This is a genomic window from Amnimonas aquatica (assembly GCF_002943415.1).
Lineage (GTDB): Bacteria > Pseudomonadota > Gammaproteobacteria > Pseudomonadales > Moraxellaceae > Perlucidibaca > Perlucidibaca aquatica_A.
In genome coordinates this window covers 1-22,609 of the sequence record NZ_PTQZ01000004.1, presented here as the reverse complement: position 1 = coordinate 22,609, position 22,609 = coordinate 1, and the positions used below count along the sequence as shown (strand labels likewise).

The 22,609-nt window shown below is 68.3% G+C and carries 22 protein-coding genes and 1 pseudogene; 20 read left to right on the top strand and 3 right to left on the bottom strand.

Translation table 11 applies throughout. The annotated features are described in order from the left end of the window. A pseudogene (locus tag C5O18_RS00510) lies at positions 1 to 210 on the top strand (esterase-like activity of phytase family protein); the annotation flags it as partial. A 55-nt stretch (positions 211 to 265) separates the two neighbouring features. Here the strand turns inward: C5O18_RS00510 and C5O18_RS00505 are convergent. Together C5O18_RS00505 and C5O18_RS00500 are read right to left on the bottom strand one after the other, a co-directional pair. Further along, positions 266 to 1,147: a transporter associated domain-containing protein gene (locus tag C5O18_RS00505; RefSeq protein WP_105190930.1), complete on the bottom strand. Its 882-nt coding sequence runs from the start codon at positions 1,145 to 1,147 to the stop codon at positions 266 to 268. After that, positions 1,134 to 1,946, bottom strand: coding sequence for a cytochrome C assembly family protein (locus C5O18_RS00500; protein WP_105190929.1), 813 nt, complete (start codon positions 1,944 to 1,946; stop codon positions 1,134 to 1,136). Before C5O18_RS00500 ends, C5O18_RS00505 begins: the two co-directional genes overlap by 14 nt. Before the next feature lie 130 nt (positions 1,947 to 2,076). Here C5O18_RS00500 and ffh point away from each other — a divergent pair, with 130 nt between their 5' ends. The 7 genes from ffh to C5O18_RS00465 are packed head-to-tail and all read left to right on the top strand — an operon-like array spanning position 2,077 to position 9,804. After that, entirely contained in the window at positions 2,077 to 3,582 is a 1,506-nt protein-coding gene (ffh, locus tag C5O18_RS00495) for a signal recognition particle protein (protein ID WP_105190928.1), read from the top strand. Between the two features lie 3 nt (positions 3,583 to 3,585). After that, entirely contained in the window at positions 3,586 to 5,013 is a 1,428-nt protein-coding gene (locus C5O18_RS00490; protein ID WP_206389670.1) for an FAD-binding oxidoreductase, read from the top strand. Beyond that, a complete protein-coding gene (locus tag C5O18_RS00485) occupies positions 5,013 to 5,747 on the top strand; it encodes an SDR family oxidoreductase (protein ID WP_206389669.1) in 735 nt (244 codons plus the stop codon). Before C5O18_RS00490 ends, C5O18_RS00485 begins: the two co-directional genes overlap by 1 nt. Before the next feature lie 28 nt (positions 5,748 to 5,775). Further along, entirely contained in the window at positions 5,776 to 6,384 is a 609-nt protein-coding gene (locus tag C5O18_RS00480) for an HAD-IB family hydrolase (RefSeq protein ID WP_105190927.1), read from the top strand. A gap of 56 nt (positions 6,385 to 6,440) precedes the next feature. After that, entirely contained in the window at positions 6,441 to 7,307 is an 867-nt protein-coding gene (locus C5O18_RS00475) for a decaprenyl-phosphate phosphoribosyltransferase (protein WP_105190926.1), read from the top strand. Continuing rightward, on the top strand, positions 7,304 to 8,260 hold the full coding sequence (locus C5O18_RS00470) for a lysylphosphatidylglycerol synthase transmembrane domain-containing protein (RefSeq protein WP_105190925.1): 957 nt from the start codon (positions 7,304 to 7,306) through the stop codon (positions 8,258 to 8,260). The genes C5O18_RS00475 and C5O18_RS00470 overlap by 4 nt, the downstream gene beginning before the upstream one ends. Further along, complete coding sequence (locus tag C5O18_RS00465) at positions 8,260 to 9,804, top strand: ArnT family glycosyltransferase (protein WP_105190924.1); 1,545 nt, start codon at positions 8,260 to 8,262, stop codon at positions 9,802 to 9,804. The genes C5O18_RS00470 and C5O18_RS00465 overlap by 1 nt, the downstream gene beginning before the upstream one ends. Positions 9,805 to 9,813: 9 nt before the next feature. Here C5O18_RS00465 and C5O18_RS00460 read toward each other — a convergent pair whose 3' ends face one another. Next, entirely contained in the window at positions 9,814 to 10,722 is a 909-nt protein-coding gene (locus tag C5O18_RS00460; protein ID WP_105190923.1) for a DMT family transporter, read from the bottom strand. Between the two features lie 223 nt (positions 10,723 to 10,945). Between C5O18_RS00460 and rpsP the strand changes: the two genes are divergently transcribed. The 12 genes from rpsP (at position 10,946) to C5O18_RS00400 (ending at position 22,539) form a co-directional block, all read left to right on the top strand. Further along, positions 10,946 to 11,194 carry a 30S ribosomal protein S16 gene (gene rpsP / locus C5O18_RS00455; protein ID WP_105190922.1) on the top strand — a complete coding sequence of 83 codons (249 nt, stop codon included), beginning with the start codon at positions 10,946 to 10,948 and terminating at the stop codon, positions 11,192 to 11,194. A 2-nt stretch (positions 11,195 to 11,196) separates the two neighbouring features. Next, entirely contained in the window at positions 11,197 to 11,751 is a 555-nt protein-coding gene (rimM, locus tag C5O18_RS00450) for a ribosome maturation factor RimM (RefSeq protein ID WP_105190921.1), read from the top strand. Between the two features lie 76 nt (positions 11,752 to 11,827). After that, positions 11,828 to 12,577, top strand: a complete 750-nt coding sequence (gene trmD, locus C5O18_RS00445) for a tRNA (guanosine(37)-N1)-methyltransferase TrmD (protein ID WP_105190920.1) — start codon at positions 11,828 to 11,830, stop codon at positions 12,575 to 12,577. 159 nt (positions 12,578 to 12,736) lie between these two features. Then, positions 12,737 to 13,105 (top strand): 50S ribosomal protein L19, encoded by a 369-nt coding sequence (rplS, locus tag C5O18_RS00440; RefSeq protein ID WP_105190919.1) that lies wholly within the window; start codon positions 12,737 to 12,739, stop codon positions 13,103 to 13,105. A gap of 143 nt (positions 13,106 to 13,248) precedes the next feature. After that, the gene (gene xerD / locus C5O18_RS00435; RefSeq protein WP_105190918.1) at positions 13,249 to 14,160 is read left to right on the top strand and encodes a site-specific tyrosine recombinase XerD; all 912 of its coding nucleotides are present in this window, start codon (positions 13,249 to 13,251) and stop codon (positions 14,158 to 14,160) included. 121 nt (positions 14,161 to 14,281) lie between these two features. Continuing rightward, a complete protein-coding gene (locus C5O18_RS00430; RefSeq protein ID WP_241146689.1) occupies positions 14,282 to 15,043 on the top strand; it encodes a DsbC family protein in 762 nt (253 codons plus the stop codon). Between the two features lie 201 nt (positions 15,044 to 15,244). Next, positions 15,245 to 16,561: a homoserine dehydrogenase gene (locus C5O18_RS00425; protein ID WP_105190917.1), complete on the top strand. Its 1,317-nt coding sequence runs from the start codon at positions 15,245 to 15,247 to the stop codon at positions 16,559 to 16,561. Further along, the gene (gene thrC, locus C5O18_RS00420) at positions 16,558 to 17,643 is read left to right on the top strand and encodes a threonine synthase (protein ID WP_105190916.1); all 1,086 of its coding nucleotides are present in this window, start codon (positions 16,558 to 16,560) and stop codon (positions 17,641 to 17,643) included. The genes C5O18_RS00425 and thrC overlap by 4 nt, the downstream gene beginning before the upstream one ends. An 87-nt stretch (positions 17,644 to 17,730) precedes the next feature. Continuing rightward, the gene (gene recJ, locus C5O18_RS00415) at positions 17,731 to 19,482 is read left to right on the top strand and encodes a single-stranded-DNA-specific exonuclease RecJ (RefSeq protein ID WP_105190915.1); all 1,752 of its coding nucleotides are present in this window, start codon (positions 17,731 to 17,733) and stop codon (positions 19,480 to 19,482) included. A 79-nt stretch (positions 19,483 to 19,561) separates the two neighbouring features. Continuing rightward, a protein-coding gene (gene prfB / locus C5O18_RS00410) for a peptide chain release factor 2 (RefSeq protein ID WP_105190914.1) occupies positions 19,562 to 20,657 on the top strand; the annotation gives its coding sequence in 2 pieces (ribosomal slippage) (positions 19,562 to 19,633 and positions 19,635 to 20,657; 1,095 coding nt in all). A 15-nt stretch (positions 20,658 to 20,672) separates the two neighbouring features. Continuing rightward, a complete protein-coding gene (gene lysS / locus C5O18_RS00405; RefSeq protein ID WP_105190913.1) occupies positions 20,673 to 22,223 on the top strand; it encodes a lysine--tRNA ligase in 1,551 nt (516 codons plus the stop codon). A gap of 25 nt (positions 22,224 to 22,248) precedes the next feature. Then, complete coding sequence (locus tag C5O18_RS00400) at positions 22,249 to 22,539, top strand: hypothetical protein (RefSeq protein ID WP_105190912.1); 291 nt, start codon at positions 22,249 to 22,251, stop codon at positions 22,537 to 22,539. Positions 22,540 to 22,609 lie beyond the last annotated feature (70 nt).

Here is a 22,609-nt window from a genome sequence, read left to right as displayed (position 1 = left end):
GAGAAGGTGAAGTACCCGCACGACAAGATGGAGGGGCTGTGGGTGATCAACAGCTCCACGCTGGGCGTGATCAACGACGATGACTTCGCGCTGTGGGTGAATCCGGTCACCTTTGCGCTGCAGCAGAAGTACCTGGACAGTGCCAACACGGTGTTCGACGGCAATACGTTGTATGTCATCGATGGCCTGGACCTGAAACCGCTGCCCTGATGCTGCGCGTATGCCCGTGCCGGTTCTTGGCACGGGCATCCGCACGCGTCCTGCTTCAGTCCGCCGGCAGCTCCCTGATGCGTGCCTGGCCCACCAGGTTGCCACGCAACGTCGTCACCTCGATCCGGTAGCCCTCCAGCGTCAGGCAGAGCGGTCCTTCCGGAATTTCCTCGAGCTGCTCCAGCAGCAACCCGTTGAGGGTGCGCGGGCCGTCCACCGGCAGCGTCCAGCCCAGGGTGCGGTTGATGGCGCGCAGGCTGGCGGCGCCGTCGACGAGCACACTGCCATCGCCCTCGGTGGTGATGTCCGGGTGGCTGTCGGTGCTGCGCGTGGTGAACTCGCCGACCAGCTCCTCGAGAATGGCCTCCAGGGTCACGATGCCCTGCACATCGCCGTATTCGTCCACCACCAGGCCGAGGCGGCGGCGGTGCTTCTGGAACTCCAGCAGCTGCGCGGGCAGCGGCGTGCGCTCGGGCAGGAAGTAGGGCGAGCGCATGTAGCGGGTGATGTCGGCCTTGCTCAGGTCGCCCTGGCCCAGGCTGCGGGCGGCGTTGCGCACATGCAGGATGCCCACGGTGTGGTTGAGGTCGCCGTGGAAGACCGGCAGGCGGGTGTGCTGGGTGGTGCGCAGCGCCTGCAGGATATCGGCGATGTCGGCATCCAGGTCGATGCCGGCGACGGCCTGGCGCGGAATCATGATGTCGTTGACGGTGCAGCGGTCGAGGTCGAGCAGGCCCAGCAGCAGGCGCTGGTGCAGGGGCGGCAGCAGCAGCTTGCCGACCAGCTGGCCCAGCCAGCGCCGCACGGCCTGGCGCTGGCCGAGGTCCAGCGCCAGCCGGTGCAGCCAGTGCGGGTTGCGCCAGAGCAGCCAGACCAGCAGCAGCCCGGCGGCGATCAGCGCCGCGAGCAGTCCGGCCAGCAGGTCAGGAAGCGGCACGGGCCAGCACCAGCTCCAGCACGAACTTGGTGCCCACGAAACCGATCAGCAGGAGCACGAAGCCGATCAGGGTGAAGCGCACCGCCATGCGGCCGCGCCAGCCGCGCCAGTGCCGCCCGAGCAGCAGGATGGCGAAGATCAGCCAGGCCACCAGCGAGAACACGGTCTTGTGCGCCACGTGCTGGGCCAGCATGTCGTCCAGCACGATGAAGCCGGAGCCGATGGCCAGCGTGAGCAGACCGAAGCCCAGCGCGATGAGCTCGAACAGCATTTTCTCCATGGTCTGCAGCGCCGGCAGCGCCAGCAGCAGGCCGCGCCGGTGGCGGCGCAGCGCGCTTTCCTGCCAGCTCACCAGAATCGCCTGCAGGGCGGAGATGCTGAGGATGCTGTAGGCCAGCAGGGAGAGGAGGATGTGTCCCTGCACGGCCGGGGTCAGCGGGGCGGGTACCGGCGCGCGCTCGTGGCCGATCACACCCAGGCTGAGCTCGAAGGCGGCCAGCGGCAGTGCCACCAGGTAGATTCCCTGGACCGGACGGTGGAGGTTGACCAGCAGCGCCAGCACGGCCAGCAGCCAGGCGTGCAGCACCGCGATGGTGAAGAAGCCGAAATGCAGCCCGCCGGGCTGGATCATGAGCCCGTACATCACCCCGCCATGCTGCAGCAGCGCCAGGGCGAGCAGGGCCAGCAGCGGGGCCCGGGACGGGGCCTGGCGCCTGGCGACGGCGCGTGCCACGGCGATGGCGACCGACAGATAGAGCACGGTGGCGATCAGTGCAAGCAGGGCGGGCAGGGCATTCATGACGCAAATGATAGGCAATCGAACGAACCGGCAGTGTGGCACAAGCCCGCGGCCGTGCGCCAGACGCGTGTCATGCCTATAATCGGGCGCATTTGCCGTCGCTGACGGCCAGAACGGATGACAGACCGCCATGTTCGACAACCTCACCGAACGCCTCGGCAGCAGCCTCCGCGCCATCACCGGCTCGGCGCGGCTGAACGAGGACAACATCAAGGACACCCTGCGCGAAGTGCGCATGGCCCTGCTCGAGGCCGATGTCGCGCTGCCGGTGGTGAAGGATTTCATCGAGCGCATCAAGGAGCAGGCGCTGGGCCAGGAAGTGCTCAGCCAGCTGCAGCCCGGCCAGGCTTTCGTCAAGATCGTCCATGACGAGCTGGTGCGCACGCTGGGCGAGGCCAACGAGGGCCTGAACCTGGCCACCACGCCGCCGGCGGTGGTGCTCATGGCCGGCCTGCAGGGCGCGGGCAAGACCACCACGGTCGGCAAGCTGGCGCGCTACCTGAAGGGGCAGAAGAAGACGGTGCTGGTGGCTTCCGCCGACATCTACCGTCCGGCCGCCATCAAGCAGCTGGAAACGCTGGCGGCGGACATCGACGTGCTGTTCTTCCCGTCGCACAGCGGCCAGGATCCGGTCGAGATCGCGCGCGGCGCCATCGCCGAGGGCAAGCTCAAGTTTGCCGATGTGGTGCTCATCGACACCGCCGGCCGCCTCGCCATCGACGACGAGATGATGGCCGAGATCCAGCGCCTGCACGCGGCCATCAAGCCGATCGAGACGCTGTTCGTGGTCGATGCCATGACCGGCCAGGACGCCGCCAACACCGCCAAGGCCTTCAATGACGCGCTGCCGCTGACCGGTGTCGTGCTCGCCAAGGCCGACGGCGATGCCCGTGGCGGCGCCGCGCTGTCGGTGCGCAGCATCACCGGCAAGCCGATCAAGTTCATCGGCGTCGGCGAAAAGACCGATGCGCTGGAGCTGTTCCATCCCGACCGTATCGCGCAGCGCATCCTCGGCATGGGCGACGTGCTGTCGCTGGTCGAGGAGGTCGAGCGCAAGATCGACAAGGACAAGGCCGAGAAGCTGGCGAAGAAGCTGCAGAAGGGCAAGGGCTTCGATCTCCAGGACATGCTCGAGCAGTTCCAGCAGATGCGCAACCTCGGCGGCATGGGCGGCCTGCTCGACAAGCTGCCTGGCATGAATTCTGCTGCGGTGCAGCAGGCCATGGCTGGTGGCGCGCCGGAAAAGCAGATGAAACAGATGGAAGCCATCATCCAGTCCATGACGCCGGTCGAGCGGCGCAAGCCGGACCTGATCAACGGTTCGCGCAAGCGCCGCATCGCCAACGGCTCCGGCACCACCATCCAGGATGTCAACCGCGTGCTCAAGCAGCACACGCAGATGGAAAAGATGATGAAGAAGTTCGCCAACCCGTCGGGCATGATGAAAATGCTCAAGGGCATGCAGGGCAAGCTGCCGCCGGGCATGCTCGACGGCCTGCCGGGCGCCGCGCCGGGCGGCAAGGGCGCTGCCGGCGGCGGTCTGCCCGGCGGCCTGCCCGGCCTGGGCGGTTCCGGTTTCCCGGGCGGTCTGCCCGGTCTCGGCGGCGCCCTGCCGCCCGGCTTCAAGAAGCGCTGATCGATGACGGAAACGATGAACGGCACCGGCGCCCAGGCCGGCCATGACGAAGGCCAGGCACTGCCTGGCCCTGCCTCCGCAACCGCCCCGCAGCAGGAGCCCGCCGGCCCGCCTTCCGGCACCGTGCAGCAGGAGCTCACCGGATGGGGGCGCTACCCGCGCACCGGCACCAGCGTGGCGCGTCCCGAGCGCTATGCCGAGCTGGCCGCCTGGGCCGGCCAGGCCTGCCTGGCGCGTGGCGCCGGCCGTGCCTACGGCGACGCCGCGGTCAGCGCCGAGGGTGCCACGCTGCTGATGACCCGGCTCAACCGCTTCATCGCCTTCGATGCCGACTCCGGTCTGCTGCGCGCCGAAGCTGGCGTCACGCTCGACGAGATCCTGCGTGCGGTCATGCCGCAGGGCTGGTTCCTGCCGGTCACGCCGGGCACCCGGTACGTCACCCTGGGCGGCGCCATCGCCGCCGATGTCCACGGCAAGAACCATCACCACGTAGGCAGCTTCAGCGCCTTCGTGCGCGAATTCGAGCTGTTCACCCCGGGCGGTCGCCTGCGCTGCTCGCCGGCCGAAAACGTCGCAGCCTTCAATGCCACCGTGGGCGGCATGGGCATGACCGGCCTGATCGGCGAAGTCGTGCTGCAGCTGCGTCGCGTGCCGTCCGGCGACATGCAGGTGCAGCACCTGCCCGCGCGCGACCTGAACGAAGCCATGGCGATCATGGCCGCGCCCGAGCACGACGATGAGTACACGGTGGCCTGGATCGACTGCCTGGCTTCCGGCAAGTCGCTCGGGCGCTCGGTGTTCATGCGCGGCCACCATGCCGACGGTCCGCTCGGCCACGGCCCGGCGCCGGCGAAGCTGGCGCTGCCGGTGAACCTGCCGGCGCTGGCGCTCAACCGCTGGTCGGTGAAGGCCTTCAACGCGTTCTACTACCGCTGGGAGGGGCGCAAGCGCAAGCCGTTCCGCTGCGACATCGCGCCGTTCTTCTACCCGCTGGACGGCATCCGCGACTGGAACCGCCTGTACGGCAAGCCCGGTTTCGTGCAGTACCAGTTCGTGCTGCCGACGGCATCCGCCGCCGAGGGCCTGCGCACCGTGCTCGACCGCCTGGCGCGTTCCGGCAATGCCAGCTTCCTGGCCGTGCTCAAGCGCTTCGGCGCCCAGGGCAGCGGCCTGCTGTCGTTCCCCACCGAGGGCTGGACGCTGGCACTGGACCTGCCGTTGCGCCAGGACACCCTGGGCCTGCTCGACACGCTTGATGCCGTGGTGCTGGAGCACGGCGGTCGCGTCTACCTGGCCAAGGACGCCCGTCTGGCGGCTAGCGCGCTGCCGCGCATGTATCCGCGCCTGGACGAGTGGCGCCGCATCCGCCGCGAACTCGACCCCGACGGCCTGTTCCTGTCCGCCCTCGGCCAGCGCCTGGAGATGATCTGATGACGCAGATCCTGATTGTCGGCGCCACTTCCGCCATGGCGCGCGGCTGCGCATTCGCCTGGGCCGCCCAGCGCCAGCGCCTGCTGCTCGCCGGCCGTGACCGCGACGAGCTCGAACGCCTCGCCGCCGACCTGCGCGTGCGCTACCACACCACGGTCGCGGTCACCGACATCGACCTCGACGACCCCTGCCCGCGTGATGCCTGGCTGGAGGCCCTGGAGACCGAGCACGGCCATGTCGACGGCCTGCTGCTGGCCGCCGGCTGGATGCCCGACGGCGATGCCATGCGTCGCGGCGAGCCCGCGCTGCGCGTGTTGCAGCGCAACCTCACCGGTCCGGTGGCGCTGCTCAACGCCTTCGCCGACCGCTGCGAGCAGCGCAAGCACGGCTTCATCGTCGGCATCGCCTCGGTGGCCGGCGACCGCGGCCGCCAGAGCAACTATGTCTACGGCGCCGCCAAGGGCGGCCTGGCCATCTACCTTGCCGGCCTGCGCAACCGCCTGGCGGCGGTCGGCGTGCCGGTGCTGACGGTGAAGCCGGGCTTTGTCGACACCCGCATGACCTTCGGCCTGCCCGGGCTGTTCCTGGTCGCAGATCCCTTCCGCGTCGGCGAGGTGATCGTGAAAGCGCAGGCGGCGGGGCGCAACGAGATCTACGTGCCGGGCTTCTGGCGCCTGATCCTGCTCATCATCCGCAATGTGCCGGAGTTCATCTTCAAGAGGCTGAAGCTGTGATGGCCGACGGCATGACGGGAGCCCGTCCGTGAGCGTGATCGTGCGCAACCCGACCATCGCCGCCTTCGACTTCGACGGCACGCTGACGCGTGGCGAGTCCTTCTTCCGCTTCCTGTTCTTCGTCACGCCGTGGTGGCGCTTCCTGTTCTGCCTGTTGCGCAGCCTGCCGGTGCTGCTGATGTTCCTGCTGCGGCTGACCGACAACGAAAGCGCCAAGGTGAAGGTGCTGGGCATCTTCCTCGGCGGCCGTCCGCGCCAGCTGCTGGAGCGCGAGGCCGAGCGCTTCGCCGAGCTGCGCATTCCCGCCACGCTGCGCCCGGAGGCGGTCGCGAAGCTGCGCGGGCACCAGAAGCAGGGCCATGTCTGCGTGCTGGTGAGCGCCACGCTGGCCCTGTACCTGCGCCCTTGGGCGCGTGACATGGGTTTCGACGAAGTGCTGGCCACCGAGCTCGAGGTCGATGCCCGCGGTCGCTTCACCGGCCGCCTGGCGACGCCGAACTGCTATGGTCCGGAAAAGGCCGCGCGCCTGCGTCAGCGCTTCGGTTGCGAACGCGTGAAAGCGGCTTACGGCGACAGCGCCGGCGACACCGAGATGCTGGCCATGGCGGAAGATGCCTACTATCGTCCGTGGCAGTGACGGGCCCGCGCGCTGACGCCGGCGCGGGGCGCACAAGAACAACAAGGTAGGTTTTCATGCTCGGCAATATCTTTCGGCTCATGCGGCCGCATCAGTGGGTGAAGAACGGTTTCCTGTTCACCGGCCTGGTCTTCGGCCATGGCTGGCAGGAGCCTTCCCTGGTGGCGGCGGTGCTGTTCGCCTTCGTGGCGTTCTGCCTGGCCTCCAGCAGCGTCTACGTGCTCAATGACCTGTTCGACCGCGAGCAGGACCGCAACCACCCGACCAAGCGCCTGCGGCCCATCGCTTCCGGCGCCGTGTCGCTGCCGCAGGCCTGGCTGCTCACCGGCGGACTCGCCGCCGTCGCGCTCTGGCTGGCCTGGCTGGCGAATCCGCCGGTGGCCGGCTACGTGCTCGCCTATCTGGTGCTCAACATCGCCTACACGCTGAAGCTGAAGCAGGTCGTGCTGCTCGACATCTTCTGCATTTCCGCCGGCTTCATGCTGCGCATCCTCGCCGGCACCGACGGCGTCGACATTCCGCCGTCGAACTGGCTGCTGTTCTGCGGCATGTGGGCCACGCTGTTCCTCGGCTTCATCAAGCGCCGCGCCGAGATCATCGCGCTGCACGGCGATGGCAGCGAGCATCGCAAGGTGCTCGGCGAATATTCGCCGGCGCTGCTCGATAAGCTCATCGGCATCACCTGCACGGGCATGATCCTGAGCTACAGCCTGTACGCCATGGACCCGGACGTGCGCCGCATCCACGACACTGACAATCTGATCTTCACCGTGCCGCTGGTGATCTACGCCTGCTTCCGCTACCTCTACCTGCTGCACCAGCAGGACAGCGGCGGCGATCCGTCGCATGACCTGCTGCACGATCGCCACATCGTGGTTGTCGGTCTGTTCTGGCTGGTGCTGACCGTGGCGCTGGTGGCATGACGCTGACCCGGCGCCAGCAGCAGCTGCTGTGGCTCTCGGTGGGGCTGAGCGCGGCCGGCTATCTGGTGTTCGCGCTCTGGTCGGGCTGGCAGGATGTCCTGCACGCGGTGCAGCGCATCGGTTTCTGGCCGATCGCGGTGTCGCTGCTGCTGTCGCTGGGCAATTACCTGCTGCGCGGCGAGCGCTGGGCGCTGTACCTGCGCCAGGACCGGCACCCGCTGCCACGCCTGCTCAACCAGCGCATCTACTTCGCCGGCTTTGCGCTCACCACCACGCCGGGCAAGGCCGGCGAGCTCATCCGCAGCCTGTTCCTGCGCCCCTATGGCGTGCAGTACCACCACTCCGCCGCCATGTTCTTCAGCGAGCGCCTGGCCGACCTGGTGGCGATCGTGGTGCTGACGGCGCTCGGCCTGACGCATCTGCACCAGGGCGAGGTGTATTTCCTGCTGCTGGTGGCCGCCTTGCTCGCAGGCCTGCTGCTGCTGCGCACGCGCTGGCCCGAGCAGCTGCTGCGCCGCCTGGCGGGCGGCACCCGCAAGGGACTGCAGTGGCTGGCCGAGGTTGCGGCCAGCAGTCGTCCGTTCTGGCGCGGCAGGCTGCTCTGGCAGGCCCAGGGCCTGAGCCTGGTGGCCTGGCTGGCCGAGGGTTTCGGCGCCTGGCTGGTGCTGCGCTCGCTGATGCCTGACATTCCCCTGTCGCTGGCGCTGTTCATCTACGGTTTCGCCATGCTGGTGGGGGCGCTGAGCTTCCTGCCCGGCGGCCTCGGCGGCACCGAGGCGACCATGACCGGCCTGCTGGTGCTGCAGGGCATGGCCTTGCCAGAGGCGGTCGCGGCCACGGTGGTGATCCGCCTGGCGACGCTGTGGTTCGCGGTGGTGCTGGGCCTGTTCGCGGTCCTCAGCCTGCCCACGCAGCCCGGAGTACCGCAACCTGTTCGAGAGGAGACCTCCTGATGTCACGTATCCTGACCGGCGGCATGCAGCGCTGGCTGTCCGCCTCCTGGCCGGTGATCCTGGTGCCGGTGCTGATCATCAAGCTGGCGCTGGCCTGGCTGCTGCCTATGACCGGCGACGAGGCCTATTTCGTGCTCTGGGGCCGTCACCTCGACTACGGCTACTACGATCATCCGCCCATGGCCGGCTGGATGATGTGGGTGCAGCAGCTGGTCAGCGAGCACCGGGTCTGGCTGCGCATGCCGGGGCTGGTCACCGAGCTGGTCATCGCCTGGGCGCTGTACGCCTTCCTGCGCGGACACGGCGAGCAGCGCGCGCGCTGGCTGGCGGTGCTGTTCACGCTCAGCCCGCTGAGCCTGATCAATGTCTTCACGCTCACCGACACCGGCTGCATCCTGTTCGCGGCGCTGTCGTTCCTGGCGGCTTCGCGCGCCCTGGGCCGGAACAGCCTGGCGTGGGCGGCGCTGGCCGGCGCCGGCCTGGGCCTGGCTTTCCTGTCCAAGTACTTCGCCGTGCTGCTCGGCATCGGCTACCTGATCTTCTACTTCGGCGTGCACCGCCGCGCCTGGGCGCAGGGGCTGGTGCTGGTGCTGGCGGCGATTCCCTTCGGCCTGGTCAACCTGCACTGGAACCTCACGCACTGCTGGAGCAACCTGCTGTTCAACCTGGTCAACCGCAACGATGACGCCGGCGGCATCCAGCTCGCCAGCCTGCTGGCCTATGTCGCCATGATGCTCTACGTGGTGCTGCCGCCGGTGCTGCTGGGCCTGCGCGATGCCGGTCGCCAGCCGCGCCCGGAGGCGGCCATGCTGCCGGTGCTGTCGCTGGCGCGCACGCTGGCGCTGACCGGCTTCATCGGCTACCTGCTGCTCAGCCTGCGCAAGGATATCGGCCTGCACTGGGTGCTGTGGTTCTACCCCATGGTGCTGGTGCTGCTGTGGCCGCTGGGCGTGGAGCGCCTGGCGCGCATCACGCGCACGGTGAGCTGGATCAGCGTGGTGCACGTGGTGGTGCTGTTCGTCGTGCTGCTGCTGCCCTACCAGGCCTGGCAGAGCCGGCCGGCGGTGCAGTGGAACCTGCTGGCCATGCGCGAGGCGCCGGCCATCCTCGCGCTCGCCCGCGAAGCGGCGGCGGAGCAGGGCGCGGACCCGGCCACGCTGGCGCTGGCCACGCGCGGCTACACGGCATCTTCGGTGCTGTCGTACCAGGTCAGGACGCCAGTCATGGTGCTCGGCACCGGCTCCCGCTACGCCCGCCAGGATGACGCCTGGACCGACCTGCGCACGGTGGACGGGCGCGATGTGCTGGTGCTGATCAAGCGCACCCGCGAGGCCGCCGAGGTCGCCGACTGGTTCGCATCGGCGAGCAGCTTCACGGTCAGCCTCGAAGGCCAGGATTTCCATTTCGTGCTCGGCCGCGGCTTCCGCTACGCGCACTACCGCGAGACCGTGCTGCCCGAGATCCGCGCGCATTACTACACCTTCCCGGACTGGCTGCCGGAGTGCGAGTGCGAGTTCATCGAGCGTTATTTCCCGCAGCAGTGAGCGGGGAAATCACACCCCCGGCGTTTCCTCCAGCGGGTCGGGCTCGGTGGCGCGCCGGCGGCGCGGCCGCTCCAGGCACAGCAGGGTGGCGAGAAATATGACCACGATGCCGGCGATGGCCAGGTGGTCCGGCACCTCGTTCCAGAGCAGCCAGGCCCAGAAGCCGGCGAACACGATGGCGAGGTAGGCGGCCGGACCGATCTTGCCGGCAGGCGCCAGGCTGTAGGCGCGCGACATGGCGAGCTGGCTGAGCGTGGCCAGCACGCCGGCGCCGACCACCAGCGCCAGTTCGTGCGGATCCAGCGGCCGCCAGGCCCAGGTCATGGGAATGGCCGAGACCACGGTGGAGATGAGGCTGAAGTAGAGCACGATGCGGATGGTCGGCTCGGTGGCCGACAGCGAGCGCACGGTGACGAAGGCCAGCGAGGCCAGCAGGCTGGAGACGATGCCGATCACCGCGATCCAGCCCATGCCCTCGACATCGGGCCGGCACACCATGAGCACGCCGATGAAGCCGAGCAGGGCGGCCACGCCCATGCGCCAGGTCAGCGTCTCCTTGAGCACCAGCCAGGCGATCAGCGGAATGAACACCGGCGACGAGTAGGTGAACACCATGGCGCTGGACAGCGGAATATGCGCGATGGCGTAGAAGAAGCCGTACATGGCGGCCAGGCCGACCACGCCGCGCCACAGGTGCTGCATGGGCACGGCGGTCTTCAGCAGGCCGGTGCCGTGGACCGCCACCAGCGGCAGCAGCATGAGGGCGCCGGTGAGGTTGCGGAAGAACACGACGGTCTCGTTGTTCACCGTGTGCGATGCCATGCGGATGAGCACGCCCATGGCGGAGAACAGCATTGCCGACAGGGTCAGCAGCGCGAGGCCGTGAACCAGGGACTGGCGGGGAGCTTGATACTGCATGGGCGGTGATACCGGCCGGCCGGGAACAGGCGCGCAGCCTAGCAGATTTGCCGGCGCCTGGCGCTTTCCGCGGCGGTCTCCGGGGTCATGTCCGGCGGCTCCGCGGCACACTGGCAAGCGCTGCTGAATTCCCGTACAATCCGCGACCTTCCGCGCAGGGCCGATTTCCGTGGCGCCCGCGCGGACCGACAGACCACGGAAACACAAATTCAGGAACCTGATCATGGTCACCATTCGTCTCGCCCGCGGCGGCGCCAAGAAGCGTCCGTTCTACTCCATCGTCGTGACCGACAGCCGCAGCGCCCGCGACGGCCGCTTCATCGAGCGCGTCGGCTTCTTCAACCCGGTCGCCCGTGGTCAGGAAGAGCGTCTGCGTCTGAACCTGGAGCGTCTGACCTACTGGGTCAGCAACGGCGCCCAGACCTCCGACCGCGTCGCCCAGCTGGTCAAGGAAGCTCAGAAGAGCGCCTGATCATGACCGAGGCGGTGTCGGCACGGACCGTGCCTGAGCGCGAGACGCTGATCCAGGTCGGTCATGTGCATACCGCCTATGGCATCAAGGGCTGGGTGTGGGTGATGTCCCGCACCGAGCCCATTGCCAACATATTCGAGTACGGTCCCTGGTATCTGGATCGTGCCGGCACGCTGGAGGCGGTCGAACTGGCCGGCCATCGTGCCCAGGGCAAGGGACTGGTGGCCTGCATTGCCGGTTGTGACGACCGCAATGCCGCCGACCGCCTGCTCGGCGCCGGCATCTGGGTGCCGAAGGCATCGCTGCCCGCGCTGGATGAAGACGAGTACTACTGGTCCGAGCTGATCGACATGCGTGTGATCACCGAGCAGGGTGTCCTGCTCGGCCAGGTGCACGCGCTGATGGAAACCGGCGCCAACGACGTCATCGTGGTTCGTGCCTGCGAGGGCAGTGTCGATGGCGAGGAGCGCCTGCTGCCGTGGCTGCCCGGCCGGGTCGTGCGCTTCGTGGATCGCGTGAACCGGCGCATCACGGTGGACTGGCAGCCCGACTACTGACGGATTGCTGCCGGCGCGGCGCCATGTGCCGGAGGATCGGGCGTCCGCATGCGCGGCGCCGAAAGAGGGCGGTGCCATGTGGGTAGGCCTGGTCACCCTGTTTCCGGACATGTTCCGGGCCATCAGCGAGTCGGGCGTGACCGCCCGCGCGGTGGCGACCGGCAGGCTGGTGCTGGAGAGCTGGAATCCCCGGGATTTCACCGAGGACAACTACCGCAGGGTCGATGATCGTCCCTATGGTGGCGGCCCCGGCATGGTGATGCTGATCGAGCCGCTGCGGCGCGCCATCGCGGCGGCCCGCGCGGCGGCGGCGGCGAAGGGCGTCGAGGCGCCGGTCATCTACCTGTCGCCCCAGGGGCGCAGGCTGGACCAGCCCGGCGTGCGGGAACTGGTGGCGAGCCACGGCGAGCAGGGCGTGATCCTGCTCTGCGGCCGCTACGAGGGCATCGACGAGCGCCTGATACAGCGCGAGGTCGATGCCGAGTGGTCGATCGGCGACTACGTGCTGTCCGGCGGCGAGCTGCCGGCCATGGTGCTGATCGACGCGATGGCGCGACTGCTGCCGGGTGTGCTGAACACCGTGGCATCCGCCGACGAGGATTCGTTCACGGACGGTCTGCTGGACTGCCCGCACTACACCCGACCCGAGGTGTACGAGGGTGATCCGGTGCCGGCCGTGCTGCTGAGTGGCGACCATGCCGCGATACGTCGCTGGCGCCTGCAGCAGAGTTTGTTGCGCACGCGCGCGCGCCGCCCGGATCTGCTGGCCGGCCGCGAGCTGAGCAAAGAGGAACGCACCCTGCTGGACCGGGCCGACAAGGCCTGATCCGGCGGGGTTCGAGGGGATCGCACGCGCCTTAGCCTCTGCGATCCATAGAAGGCGCCGCCCGAGGATCTGCCATGTGCACAAGCCCGGGTCAGACAGGCGCCGAGTCTGATGGGTCATACGCGCCTGAGCCTCTGTGACCGGAAGTGGAGAGACAACATGAGCAGCAAGCATCCCCTGGTGCAGGCAGTCGAAAACGCGCAGCTGAAGCAGGACATTCCGTCCTTCGCCCCGGGCGACACCGTCGTCGTCCAGGTGAAGGTGAAGGAAGGCGATCGCGAGCGTCTCCAGGCCTATGAAGGCGTGGTCATCGCTATCAAGAACGCCGGTCTGAACTCGGCTTTCACGGTGCGCAAGATTTCCAGCGGTGTGGGCGTGGAGCGTGTGTTCCAGACCCATTCGCCGGTGGTCGCCAGCATCACCGTGAAGCGTCGTGGTGATGTCCGCCGCGCCAAGCTGTACTACCTCCGCGAGCGTTCGGGCAAGTCCGCGCGCATCAAGGAGAAGCTGGCCCCGCGCGCGAACTGATACCGGTTCGTCGCGCTCCGCCGCAGAAAAGGCCCGCCGTCATGGCGGGCTTTTTTTATGCCTTCGGGAGGGCCGTCCGGCGGGCACGACAGCATCCGTCGCCAGCGCTACACTGCGGCCATCGCCACGACCGGCCGTCTCGCATGTCCGATGCTTCGCAACCGCTCGTCCCGCCGGCCTCCGATGTCGTGCTCACGGCGTTCCGGCACCAGCTCTCCGCCGAGGGCCTGAGCCCGCACACGCGCAGCGCCTATGTCAGCGATGCCGCCGCGCTGGCGCAGTGGGCCGCGCCGCGCGCGCTGACCGAGCTGCTGCCGGAGGACCTGGCAGCCTACCTCGCCAGCCCGGCGGTCATGGCCAAGAGCCCGCGCTCGGTGGCGCGCCTGCAGTCGGCGCTGCGGCACTGCTGGCGCGGCCTGCTGGCGCGCGGCCAGGCGCTGCAGGATCCGACCGTGGGGCTGGATGCGCCGCGCATTGGACGGCCGCTGCCCAAGGACCTGTCCGAAGCCGACGTCGAGGCCCTGCTGGCAGTGCCGGATGTCGCCCTGCCGCTGGGCCTGCGTGACAAGGCCATGCTGGAGCTGCTGTACGCCTGCGGGCTGCGAGTGTCGGAGCTGGTGGGGCTGCCGCTGGCGGCGCTGAACCTGCGCGGCGGCTATCTGCGCGTGACCGGCAAGGGCCGCAAGGAGCGCCTGGTGCCGCTGGGCGAGACAGCGGCGGACTGGCTCACCCGTTACCTGGCCGAAGCGCGCCCGCAGCTGCTGGCCGGCCGTGGCGAGACCGCGCTGTTCCTCAGCCGGCGCGGCGAGGCCATGACGCGTGAAAACTTCTGGCACCTGATCAAGCGGCATGCCCTGCAGGCCGGCATCAGCGCGCCGGTGTCGCCGCACACCCTGCGTCACGCCTTCGCCACCCACCTGCTCAACCATGGCGCCGACCTGCGCGTTATCCAGCTCCTGCTGGGCCATAGTGACCTGTCGACGACGCAGATCTACACCCATGTGGCCCGGCAGCGGCTGCAGTCGCTGCATGCGGAGCACCACCCGCGCGGATGACCGCCACCTGCCTGTGGCTGGCCGGCCGGCGCGGGCTGACGCTTGCGCGGCAATCCCGTATCCTAGCCGCCACACAACATGACCGGCGCGCCCTGCATGCGCCGGCACGAGGGCATCACACATGATTTCACTGCGCATGATCCGTCGCTCCGGCCTGCTGCTGGCGCTGGCCGCCGGCACCATGGCCGCTCCCGTTCACGCCGGACCGGCGGAGGAAGCCAGGATCCGTGCCAGCCTGCAGCAGGCGGTGCCGCAGGCCAAGGTCCAGGCGGTGCGCGAAACGCCCATGCCGGGCGTGTACGAGGTCGAGCTGCCCACCGGCATGGTCTATGCCAGCGCCGATGGCCGTTTCGTGATCCAGGGCGAGCTGCTGCAGCTCGACGGCAAGCAGGTGACCAACCTGACCGAGAAGGCCAGCGCCAGCAAGCGTGTCGCGGTCATGAAGACCATCAAGCGCCAGGACGAGATCGTGTTTCCGGCGCGGGGCAAGGCCAAGGCGGTGCTGACCGTGTTCACCGACATCGACTGCGGCTACTGCCGCAAGCTGCATCAGGAAGTGCCCGAGCTGAACCGACTGGGTGTCGAGGTGCGTTACCTGGCCTATCCGCGCGACCTGCCGCGTGCCGGCGCCACTGGCGGCACCGGTGGCCGCATGGGCCAGATCTGGTGCAATGCCAACCGCGAACAGGCGCTGACGCTGGCCAAGCAGGGCAAGTCCTTCCCGGCGGCGCGCAAGAACTGCACGGCGCCGATCGCCGAGCAGTTCGCGCTCGGCCAGCGCATGGGCGTGACCGGCACGCCGGCCGTGTTCAACGAGCAGGGCGAGCAGCTGGGGGGCTACATGCCCGCCGCCAAGCTGGCGCAGGCGCTCGGCCTGAACTGAGGTGCCGCCCCCGCTCGGTGCCGCCCGCCGAGCAGGGGGGGGGGCGGACCGGCCGTCAGGCGTGCGTCCGGGCCATGGCGAGGTCACTTCCGGCGTTCGACAAAGCGGATGGCGCCGTTATAATGCAGGCCCGAATTTTCCCGTGCCCGGCCGTCGTCGTCATGCGATGCCGGGTGTTTCCGCTGGTCATCAGGTGGTGCCGTGAGTCCTGTCAATAAACCCGTGAATGTCGGTATCGTCGGTCTCGGGACCGTCGGTGGTGGTGCCCTCAACCTGCTGCGCGAAAACGCCGCCGAGCTGTCCCGCCGCACCGGTCGCGACATCGTGGTGTCGCATGTCGGCGTCCGCCGCGCGCGCCCGGACCTGAAGCTGGACGGCATCACCGTCAGCACCGACATTTTCGCGGTGGTGCGTGATCCGGCGGTGGACATCGTGGTCGAGGTCATCGGCGGCACCACCACCGCACGCGACATCGTGCTGCAGGCCATCGCCAGCGGCAAGCACGTGGTCACCGCCAACAAGGCGCTGCTGGCCGAGCACGGCAACGAGATCTTCGCCGCCGCCGAGCAGCAGGGCGTGTACGTGGCGTTCGAGGCCGCGGTGGCCGGCGGCGTGCCCATCATCAAGGTGCTGCGCGAAGGCCTGGCGGCCAACCGCGTGGAATGGCTGGCCGGCATCATCAATGGCACCGGCAATTTCATCCTCACCGAAATGCGCGAAAAGGGCCGCGAGTTCGGCGACGTGCTCGCCGAGGCGCAGGCGCTGGGCTACGCCGAGGCCGACCCCACCTTCGACGTGGAAGGCATCGACGCCGCCCACAAGCTGACCATCCTGGCTTCGCTGGCGTTCGGCATTCCGCTGCAGTTCGCCAGGGCCTACACCGAGGGCATCACCAGGCTGACGCGCGAAGACGTGTCCTACGCCGAGGAGCTGGGCTTCCGCATCAAGCATCTCGGCGTGGCCCGCCGCACCGCCGAGGGCATCGAGCTGCGCGTGCATCCGACGCTGATTCCGGCCGACCGCCTGATCGCCAACGTCAACGGCGTGAAGAACGCGGTGCTGGTGCAGTCCGATCCGGTCGGCGCGACCCTGTACTACGGCGCCGGCGCCGGCGCCGGCCCGACGGCATCGGCCGTGGTCGCCGACATCGTCGATGTGGTGCGCTCGCTCACCGCCGAATCGGCGCCGAACGTGCCGCACCTGGCGTTCATGCCGCACGCCATCGCCGACACGCCGATCCTGCCGATCGACGCCGTGGTCACCGCCTACTACCTGCGCCTGCAGGCCGAGGACAAGCCGGGCGTGCTGGCCGAGGTCACGCGCATCCTCAGCAGCCGCGGCATCAGCATCGAGGCCATCGTGCAGAAGCCGTCGCTGGACGACGGCGGCTCGGTGCCCGTCATCATTCTCACCAAGCCGGTGCAGGAGCGCGACATGAACAGCGCCATCGCCGAGCTGGGGGCCTTGGGCGACATCGCCGGGCCTGTCACCCGTATTCGCATGGAGACCCTGGCATGACCTTCGGCAACCGCTACACCGGCCTGATCAACAAGTACCGCGACCATCTGCCGGTGTCCGACGACACCCGCCTGATCTCGCTGGGCGAGGGCAACACGCCGCTGATCAAGCTGCAGAACATTCCGCGCCTGATCGGCAAGAACGTCGACATCTACGTCAAGTACGAAGGCCTGAACCCGACCGGCTCGTTCAAGGACCGCGGCATGACCATGGCCGTGACCAAGGCCGTGGAAGAGGGCTCCAAGGCCATCATCTGCGCCTCCACCGGCAACACCTCGGCCGCCGCCGCCGCCTATGCCGCGCGCGCCGGCATCAAGGCCTTCGTGCTCATTCCCGAAGGCAAGATCGCCATGGGCAAGCTCGCCCAGGCCATGATGTACGGTGCCATCACGCTGCAGATCCGCGGCAACTTCGACGAAGGCATGGAGCTGGTCAAACAGGTCGCCGCGCACGCGCCGGTGACCATCGTCAACTCCATCAACCCGTACCGCCTGCAGGGCCAGAAGACCGCCGCCTTCGAGATTGTCGAAGAGCTGGGCTTCGCGCCGGACTTCCACTGCCTGCCGGTCGGCAACGCCGGCAACATCACCGCGCACTGGATGGGCTACACCGAATACCACGAGCGCGGCTTCTCCAACAGCCTGCCGAAGATGGTCGGCTACCAGGCCGCCGGCTCCGCCCCGTTCATGCGCGGCGGCCCGGTCGCCAACCCGGAGACGGTCGCCACCGCCATCCGCATTGGCAACCCGCAGTCCTGGGACAAGGCCTGGGACCTGCAGAAGGTTTCCGGCGGCTGGTTCGACGAACTCAGCGACCAGGAAATCCTCGATGCCCAGCGCCTGCTGGCGCAGACCGAGGGCGTGTTCTGCGAGCCGGCCTCGGCGGCTTCGCTGGGCGGCGCGCTGCGCGACATCAAGTCCGGCAAGATCCCGGAAGGCAGCAAGATCGTCTGCACGCTGACCGGCAACGGCCTGAAGGATCCGGACACGGCCATCGGCCAGTGCCAGAACGCCGTGCTCAAGACCATCGACGCCGAGCTCGGCCAGGTCCGTGACAGCATCCTGCAGGCCATGAATGTCTGAGGCCGCGGCCTTGCCGGCGGATGTCAGCGGAGGCCGCCTGCGGGCGGCCTTCGTGTTTCTGCTATTTGCAGCGCCGGAGGTGGCGGCATGACGGCGCGTGCCTGGCGGCGACGGGATGCCGTGGCCGCTCCGGCGTGGCCGGCGGTGCCGCCGCTGCTGGCCCGCCTGTACGCCACGCGCGGTGTGCGTTCGCCGGATGAGCTGGCGTCCACGCTGGCGGCCCTGCAGCCCGCCGCTGCCCTGCACGGGCTGGAGCCGGCGCTGGCGCTGCTGGAGCGCGCGCTGCGCGAGCAGTGGCGCATCCTGGTGATCGGCGATTTCGATGCCGACGGCGCCACCAGCACGGTGCTTGCGCTGCTGGCACTGCGCGCGCTGGGCGCCGCGCATGCCGACTTCCTGGTGCCCAACCGCTTCACCTACGGCTACGGCCTGACACCGGGCATCGTGGCGGAGGCGCTGGCCTCGAAGCGACCGGACCTCATCATCACGGTGGACAACGGCATCGCCAGCCACGAGGGCGTGCAGGCGGCACAGGCGGCCGGCGTGCGCGTGCTGGTCACCGATCATCACCTGCCCGGCGACTCGCTGCCGCCGGCGGATGCCATCGTCAATCCCAACCAGCCCGGCTGCGGTTTCCCGAGCAAGCACCTGGCCGGTGTCGGGGTGGTGTTCTACGTGCTGTCGGCGCTGCGCACCCGGCTGCGCGTCGGCGGCTGGTTCGCCGGGCGCGGTCTGCCCGAACCCAACATGGCCGATTATCTGGATCTGGTGGCGCTGGGCACGGTGGCCGATGTGGTGCCGCTGGACGCCAACAACCGCCTGCTGGTCAGCCAGGGTCTGGCGCGTATCCGCGCCGGCCGTTGCCGGCCCGGCATCACCGCGCTGTTCCGGGTCGCCGAGCGCGATCCGGGCCGGCTGGTGGCCAGCGATCTCGGCTTCGTGGTGGCGCCGCGTCTGAACGCGGCCGGCCGCCTCGACGACATGTCCGAGGGCATTCTCTGCCTGCTCACCGACTCGCCGGAGCAGGCCCTGCGCATGGCGCGCGAGCTGGATGCGCTGAACCAGGAGCGCCGCGACATCGAGTCCGGCATGCAGCAGGAGGCGCTGGCCGCCCTGCAGGCCCTGCGACTGGGCGATGACCAGGTGCCGGCCGGGCTGGTGCTGTATGACCGGCACTGGCACCAGGGTGTCATCGGCATTCTCGCCGGGCGCATCAAGGAACGTTTCCACCGTCCGGTGATCGCCTTCGCGCCGGCGCAGGCACCCGCCTACGGCGAGGAGCCGGCGGAGCTGAAGGGCTCGGCGCGTTCCATTCCCGGTGTGCATGTGCGTGACGTGCTGGATACCGTGGCCACCCGCCACCCCGGCCTCATCACCCGTTTCGGCGGCCACGCCATGGCCGCCGGCCTGAGCCTGCCGGCCGCCAACCTGCCAGCCTTCCGCGAGGCCTTCACGCGCATGCTGGCCGAACAGGTGGCGCCCGAGCTGTTCCAGGCCGAGCTGCTCACCGACGGCGAGCTGCAGCCCGCGGACTTCACCGAGGCCACTGCACGTCAGCTGCGCGATGGCGGCCCCTGGGGCCAGGCCTTCCCCGAGCCGCTGTTCGAGGGCGAGTTCCTGCTGCTGGAGCAGCGCCTGCTCAAGGACAAGCACCTCAAGCTCAGCCTCTGCCACCCGGACTCCAACCGCGTGCTCGACGGCATCGCCTTCAACATCGATCGCGAGCGCTGGCCGAATCCGGCCTGCCGGCGCGTGCGCCTGGCCTACCGGCTGGACCTGAACCACTTCCGCGGCATGGAGACGCTGCAGCTGCGCATCGAGGACATGATCGCGGTGTGATGCCTGTCCGGGCATGCCCCACGGCCATGCCCATTTGCGCTACAATTCCGCGCTTTGTTACTGGCTGGCCGGCACGACGATGGAAATCAATCCCTACCTGAACCGCATCAAGGACCTCACCGAGCGCACCGAGTCGCTCAGGGGGTATCTTTGACTACGATCTGAAGAAGGAGCGCCTGGAGGAAGTCCTGCGCGAGCTCGAGGATCCCACGCTCTGGAACGACCCCAAGAAGGCCCAGGATATCGGCAGGGAGCGCACCACGCTGGAAGGCATCGTGGTGACCATCGACAAGATGACCAGCGGACTGGTCGACGCCCGCGACCTGCTCGACCTCGCCGTCGAGGAGGATGACGAAGGCACGCTGGCCGATGTCTCCGTCGAGCTCGACGGCCTGGAGAAGCTGGTCGCCGACCTCGAGTTCCGCCGCATGTTCTCCGGCGAAATGGACGGCAGCAGCGCCTTCCTCGACATCCAGGCCGGTGCCGGCGGCACCGAGGCGCAGGACTGGGCCAACATGCTGCTGCGCATGTACCTGAAGTGGGCCGACCAGCACGGCTTCAAGGCCGAGGTCATGGAAGTCTCCGAGGGTGAAGTCGCCGGCATCAAGTCCGCGACCATCCGCGTCGAGGGCGAGTACGCCTTCGGCTGGCTGCGCACCGAGACCGGCATCCACCGCCTGGTGCGCAAGTCGCCGTTCGACTCCGACAACCGCCGCCACACCTCGTTCACCGCCGTCTTCGTGTCGCCGGAAATCGATGACGACATCGAGATCGACATCAACCCGTCCGATGTCCGCACCGATACCTACCGCGCCAGCGGCGCCGGCGGCCAGCACATCAACAAGACCGACTCGGCGGTGCGCCTGACGCACATTCCGACCAACACGGTCGTGGCCTGCCAGAACGAGCGTTCGCAGCACGCCAACCGCGACCGCGCCTGGAAGATGCTGCGCGCCCGGCTCTACGAGCTCGAAATGATGAAGCGCAACGCGGCCAAGCAGGCGCTGGAGGACACCAAGTCCGATATCGGCTGGGGCCACCAGATCCGCTCCTACGTGCTCGACCAGTCGCGCGTGAAGGACCTGCGCAGCAACATCGAGAACTCCAATCCGAACGCCGTGCTCGACGGCGACATCGACGAATTCATCCAGGCCTCCCTGAAGATGGGCCTGTAAGCCGGACTGCCGACCATGACCGAACACAACACGACGCCGGAAAATACCAAGTCGCAGGACGCCGCCCGCCAGGATGCCGCGCCGCAGGATGAAAACAAGCTGATCGCCGAGCGCAAGCAGAAGCTCGCCGGCATCCGTGCCCAGGGCCAGGCTTTCCCCAACGATTTTCGCCGTGACGCCTACGCCGCCGATCTGCAGGCCCGCTTCGCCGACACCGATGCCGAGACGCTGGAAGCTGAAAAGCACAGTTTCTCCATCGCCGGCCGCATGCTGCTCAAGCGCGTCATGGGCAAGGCCAGCTTCGCCACCGTGCAGGACATGCGCGGCCGCATCCAGCTCTACATCTCGCGTGATGCCGTGGGTGAAGAGGCCTATGCCGCCTTCAAGCAGTCCGACCTCGGCGACATCTTCGGCGCCACCGGCCATGTCTTCCGCACCAAGACCGGCGAGCTGTCGCTGAACGTGCAGTCGTTGCGCCTGCTCACCAAGTCGCTGCGGCCGCTGCCGGACAAGTTCCACGGCATGGCCGACCAGGAAATGAAGTACCGCCAGCGCTACGTAGACCTGATCGTCAGCGAGGACACCCGCCGCACTTTCCGCATCCGCTCGCAGGTCATCGACGGCATTCGCCGCTTCATGGCCGGCCGCGACTTCATGGAAGTGGAAACGCCGATGATGCACGTCATCCCCGGCGGTGCCGCCGCGCGTCCGTTCGCGACCCACCACAACGCGCTGGACATGCCGCTGTTCCTGCGCATCGCGCCCGAGCTCTACCTCAAGCGCCTGGTCGTGGGCGGCTTCGAACGCGTGTTCGAGATCAACCGCAACTTCCGCAACGAGGGCGTGTCGACCCGGCACAACCCCGAGTTCACCATGATCGAGTTCTACCAGGCCTACGCGGACTACCGCGACCTGATGGACCTCACGGAAGACATGCTGCGCACGCTGGCGCAGGACATCCTGGGCTCGACGCAGGTGCCGTACCAGGGCGAGGTCTTCGATTTCGGCGCGAAGTTCGAGCGCCTGTCCATGGTCGATGCCATCCTCAAGTACAACCCGGAGCTGACTCGCGAGCAGCTCTGGGACTACGAGCAGGCCGCCGAGGTGGTGCGCACCAAGCTGAAGATGCAGGTGAAGACGATCTGGGGCATCGGCAAGCTGCACACGCTGATCTTCGAGGAAACGGTGGAGACGCAGCTGCGCCAGCCCACGTTCATCACCGAATATCCGGCCGAGGTGTCGCCGCTGGCGCGCCGCAACGACGACAACGAGTTCATCACCGACCGTTTCGAGTTCTTCATCGGCGGCCGCGAGATCGCCAACGGCTTCTCCGAGCTCAACGATCCGGAAGACCAGGCCGAGCGCTTCATGCAGCAGGTCCGGGAGAAGGATGCCGGCGATGACGAAGCCATGCACTACGATGCCGACTACATCCGCGCACTGGAGTACGGCCTGCCGCCGACCGCGGGCGAGGGCATCGGCATCGATCGTCTGGTCATGCTGTTCACCGATTCGCCCAGCATCCGCGACGTGATCCTGTTCCCGCACATGAGGCCCGAGGCCTGAGGCCATGCATCGCTCCAGCAGAGGGGTGACATACACCGCGTACGCCAGCATGATGCTGGGGCTGTTCCTCGGCGTCTTCGCCGTGGCCGCCTGCGTGCTCGCCTTCCTGCTGATGCGCCGCGAAGATCCGCTCTACGCGGCGCATGGCCGCTACCAGCTCCTGACCATCGGCTATGCCGCGCTGGCGCTGCTGTTGCTGATGCTGGTGATCAAGACCGCGGTAGGTCCCTTCCTGCTGCTGGCGATCAAGCTCTGGGCCATCTACCGGGTCATCGCCGGTGCCTACCTGCTGACCCAGGGGCGGGCACCCGCCTGATTCCGGAGGCACCGTGCCGGAGGTGTCGTGCGAGTCCCGCGCACCCGGCCCCGCACATGTCATTCAGACG